The sequence below is a fragment of the Actinomadura logoneensis genome, from assembly GCF_003428695.1.
Lineage (GTDB): Bacteria > Actinomycetota > Actinomycetes > Streptosporangiales > Streptosporangiaceae > Spirillospora > Spirillospora logoneensis.
The window spans coordinates 1-4,655 of the sequence record NZ_QURH01000820.1 but is presented as its reverse complement, the minus strand read 5'-3'; the positions used below and the strand labels follow the sequence as shown (position 1 = coordinate 4,655).

4 protein-coding genes are annotated in these 4,655 nt (G+C 74.8%); 3 read left to right on the top strand and 1 reads right to left on the bottom strand.

Annotated elements, in window-relative coordinates:
- Both DZF91_RS28110 and DZF91_RS28105 read left to right on the top strand, forming a co-directional pair.
- Positions 1 to 661: TetR family transcriptional regulator (locus tag DZF91_RS28110; protein WP_117360141.1), on the top strand; the 661-nt coding region annotated here is incomplete at its 5' end.
- 220 nt (positions 662 to 881) lie between these two features.
- Positions 882 to 2,663: a serine/threonine-protein kinase gene (locus DZF91_RS28105; RefSeq protein ID WP_117360140.1), complete on the top strand. Its 1,782-nt coding sequence runs from the start codon at positions 882 to 884 to the stop codon at positions 2,661 to 2,663.
- Here DZF91_RS28105 and DZF91_RS28100 read toward each other — a convergent pair.
- The gene (locus DZF91_RS28100) at positions 2,653 to 3,621 is read right to left on the bottom strand and encodes an alpha/beta hydrolase (RefSeq protein ID WP_199486948.1); all 969 of its coding nucleotides are present in this window, start codon (positions 3,619 to 3,621) and stop codon (positions 2,653 to 2,655) included. The two genes, DZF91_RS28105 and DZF91_RS28100, sit on opposite strands and share 11 nt — an antisense overlap.
- 59 nt (positions 3,622 to 3,680) lie before the next feature.
- Here DZF91_RS28100 and DZF91_RS28095 point away from each other — a divergent pair.
- A partial coding sequence (locus tag DZF91_RS28095; protein WP_147341422.1) for a serine/threonine-protein kinase occupies positions 3,681 to 4,655 on the top strand: 975 nt, incomplete at its 3' end.

Sequence of the window (4,655 nt, the reverse complement as noted above, 5' to 3'; positions counted from 1 at the left end):
CGCGGGGGGCAGCGGCGCCGGGGGCGCGGGGAGCGACGCGGGGGCGGGCGCGGGCGGGCTGCGCGAGCGCAAGAAGCGGCAGACCCGGACGGCGCTCATCGACGCCTCCCTCGAACTGTTCCTCGCGCAGGGCTACGACGCGACGACGGTGGACGAGATCGTCGCGGCCGTCCACGTGTCCCAGCGGACGTTCTTCCGGTACTTCGCGACCAAGGAGGACGTCGTCACCGGGTTCTTCGACGAGCACGACCAGTGGTTCGCCGACCGGCTGGCGGAGCGTCCGGCGGACGAGCGGCCGTTCGCCGCGCTCTTCGAGACGCTGCGCCTGGTGCTGAGGAAGATCGCCACGGGCGCGCCCGAGGACACCGAGCGGTTCCGCCGCATCCGCCGGGTGCTGGAGGCCGAGCCCGCGCTGAACGCCGCCGAGATGGCCCGCTACAAGCGCACCGAGGGGCGGCTCGCGCGGATCATCGCCGAGCGGGAGGGCGTCGACCCGGCCGTCGACCCGCGTCCCGAGATCATGGTGGCGTTCTACACCGGCGCGACGCGGATCGCGTTCGAGCGCTGCGCGCACGCCGGCGTCTGGGACCCCAAGGAGGTCGCCGCCCGCGTGGAGGCGACCTTCGCCCTCGCCGGGGCCACCCTCCGTGACTGGGTGTGACCCCGGCGGTAGAAAGCGGAGGAGGGCCGGCCAGCGGGGCGGGGCGGCCGATCGCTTCCTCGGTAAGGTGGGGCATCCGGTGCGGACCACACCGGAACGGACGGACGCGCCGCGCACGTCGAACAGATGCGCCGCACCCGTCGGGAGACGCCGACACACGTCGACCGACGCCGGGGCGTGTCCAACCTCGCCGCCGACTCCCGACCCCCCAGGACCCGAGATGACCTTGGAAGCCGCCGCGAACATCCCGCCCCTCGGCCCGGAGGACCCCCGAAGCCTCGGGCCCTACCGGCTGGTCGGCCGGCTCGGCCGCGGCGGGATGGGAACGGTGCTGCTCGGCGCGGACGCGTCCGGCCGGAAGGTCGCCGTCAAGGTGATCAACCGGGAGCTGGCCAGCGAGGCGGCGTTCCGGGACCGGTTCCGGCGCGAGGTGACCGCGGCCCGGCAGGTCCGCCGGTTCTGCACCGCGCCCGTGCTGGACGCCGAGCTCGAGCACGACCCGCTGTACGTGGTCACCGAGTACATCGAGGGGCCGAGCCTGGAGCGCGCGGTCGCCGAGCGCGGCCCGCTGCCCGGCTCCGACCTGGAGGGACTCGCGGTCGGCGTCGCCACGGCGCTCGCGGCGATCCACGGCGCGGGCATCGTGCACCGCGACCTCAAGCCCGCGAACGTGCTGCTGTCCGGCACCGGCCCGCGGGTGATCGACTTCGGGATCGCGCGGGCGCTGGACGCCGCCGACGGCCCGACCCGCACCGGCCAGTTCGTCGGGACGCCCAACTACCTGCCGCCGGAGCTGCTGCGCGGCGAGCCGGTCACGCCCGCGTCCGACGTGTTCTCCTGGGGCTGCGTGGTCGCCTACGCCGGAACGGGCAGCGCGCCGTTCGCGGGCGGCACCGTCCCGGAGATCTTCTACCGCGTCGCGCACGAGCCGCCCGTCCTGGACGGCCTGGACGCGGACCTGCGCGGCATCGTCACCGCCGCGCTCGACAAGGACCCGCGGAACCGTCCGACCGTCCAGGAACTGCTGGCCGGCCTGGTCGGCAACGCCCAGCCGGATCCCGCGCGCATCGCCGAGACCGTCCAGGCGTCGTGGCACAACCCGTCCGGGCCGCTCCCCGGCACGCTGGCCGCCCCGGGCCTGCACGGCGCCTCGGGCGGATCGGGCGTGCCGGGCGGATCGGGGGCGCCGAACGGATCGGGCGCGCCGGGGCAGCCGCCGACGACGGCGCAGCCGACACTGCTCAGCGCAGAGCCGACCCGGGACGACCAGATCCCCGCCTCCCGGTCCGGCCTGGCCGGCCGGTCCCGAAAGCCGCTGGTCATCGGCGCCGCCGCCGTGGTCGTCCTGCTGGCGGTGGGGATCGGCGCGTGGGCGCTGCTCTCCCCGGACGGCCCGCCGTCCAACACCGCGAGCGTGTTCAGCGACGACTTCTCCAACGACCGGTCGGGCTGGGAGAGCATGGGTTCCTCGTACGGCTACGACAAGGGCCTCTACTGGATCAGCACCGACGGCTCGTCCATACGCTGGCGCGTCGCACCGAAGAACGGCGAGGTGCCCGAGCGCGCGCTGGTCACGACGACGCTGAAGTTCGACGGCGGCCCGGACGACGCGTCCGCCGGCGTGTTCTGCCGTATGCACGACGACTTCGACGACAGCAAGGACGCCTTCTACGCCTTCCTGCTCCGCAAGGACGGCAAGGGCCTCGTCGTCCGCAAGGTCGGCGGCGCTCTCGGCACGAAGGAGCTCGCCACGACCGGTTCGGTCTCCGGGTACAAGAAGAACGGGACGAACAAGGTCCAGGCCGCCTGCGAGCAGCAGGACGGCGGCAAGAAGGTCAGGCTGCGGCTGTGGGTGAACGGCTCTCAGGCCGCCGACACCGCCGACGCCGACCGTCCGCTCGCCAACGGCGGGGCCGGGGCACTGGTGGCGGCGGGCGGGAACAGGTCCGTGGCGGTCGTCGGCGACTTCGACGACTTCGACATCTCGGAGATCAACGGCTGATCCCGGTGTCCGGGAGGTAGCCGCGCATCCAGCGGCCGAGCTGGTCGAAGACCTGCGCGCGGACGGGCTCGGCCGACAGCACCAGGTCGTGCAGGCCGCCCTCGATCCGGACGAGCGTGACGACCGGCCCGAGGCGCGGCGCGTAGCGGGCCATGTGCTCGACGTCCAGCACGGCGTCCGCGCTGGTCAGGCCCTCGACTCCGGGTTTGGGCCGGACGCTGCGCACCGACGCCATGACCAGCACCGGCACGTCGATCGCCAGGCCCCGGTGCAGCCGGAGCTGGCCGCGCCGGACGGCGTCCAGCCAGCCCGCCCGGACCGGGAAGCCGAGCAGCGGCTTCCAGCCGAGGTCGAACTCCCACTCGCCGTCGTGGTCGCGGTGCAGGCTGCGCGGGTACAGGTCGGACACCCCGGCGGGCAGCTTCGCGGTCGGGAACCGCGCGCCGAGCACCCGGGCGAGGCCCGCGCCCGCCTTCCGCAGCGGCCACGGCTCGGCGATGTCGAACCACGGGCTGTTCAGGAACAGGCCGTCCACCAGGCCCCGCCCGCGCACCCGGTCGGCCCACAGCGCGGCGACCAGCCCGCCGGTGGAGTGCCCGTTGAGCAGCAGCGTGTCGTGGCCGTCCACGTCCCGGACGATCCGCACCGCCTCGTCGATCTCGGGGAAGTACTCGCTGAGGCTGCGCACGAAGTTCGGGGTCTGGTGCGGGCGCAGCGACCGCCCGTACTTGCGCAGGTCGAGGGCGTAGAAGTCGTAGCCGAGCCCGACGTAGAAGTCGGCGAGGTGGCGCTGGAAGAAGTAGTCCACGAACCCGTGCAGGTAGAGGACGGCCCGCCGGGACCGCGTCTCGCCGCGCCGCCGGACGAGGGTCGCGACGACCTCGCCCTCGGCGTCCTCGCCGAGCGGCAGCTCGATCGCCTCGTACCCGGGTCCCAGCACGTCCGTGGTCGCGTCCATGCGTCCCAGCGTACGGTTCCCGATCAGCGCCGCCCAAGAGATCCACTAATGTCCGGGACATGCCATCTCCGCTGCGCGCCGGCGATCCCGAGCGACTGGGGCCCTACCGCCTCACCGCCCGGTTGGGGCGTGGCGGGATGGGCACCGTCCTGCTGGGCGAGGACGCGTCCGGGCGGCACGTCGCGGTGAAGGTCGTGAACCCGGACCTGGCCGAGGACGAGGCGTTCCGCGCCCGGTTCCGCCGCGAGGTCACCGCCGCCCGCCGGGTCAGCCGGTTCTGCACCGCGCCCGTCCTGGACGCCGAGCTGGAGCGGGACCCGCTCTACGTCGTCACCGAGTACGTGGACGGCCCGACGCTGGCCGCCGCCGTCCGGGACCGGGGCCCGCTGCGCGGCGGCGACCTGGAGGGCCTCGCGGTCGGCGTCGCCACCGCGCTCGCCGCGATCCACGCCGCCGGGATCGTGCACCGCGACCTGAAGCCGTCCAACGTGCTGCTCTCCGCGACCGGACCGCGGGTGATCGACTTCGGCATCGCGCGCGCCCTGGAGGGCGGGGACGGCCCGACCGTCACCGGCCAGTTCCTCGGCACCCCCGCCTACGCCGCGCCCGAGCTGGTGAGCGGCGGCGCCCTCACCCCGGCCGCCGACGTCTTCGCCTGGGGCTGCGTGGTGGCGTACGCCGCGACGGGCCGTCCGCCGTTCGACGGGCGGAACGTCCACGAGATCCTGTACCGCGTCGTCCACGAGCCCCCGGTCCTGGACGGTCTGGACGACGGCCTCCGCTCCCTGGCCGAGTCCGCCCTCGACAAGGAACCGGACCGCCGCCCGACCGTCCCCGACCTGCTCGCCACCCTGATCGGCGCGCCGCCCGCCCCGGACTCCCCCAGCGAGGGCGAGCCCGCGACGCTCACGGACGCCGCGCCCGCGCCCCTCACGGACGCCACCCCCGCGCCCCTCACGGACGCCACACCCGCACCGCTCACGGCCGACGAGCCCGCGCCGCTCGCGACCGGGGAGCCCGCGCACGCCGGCGCG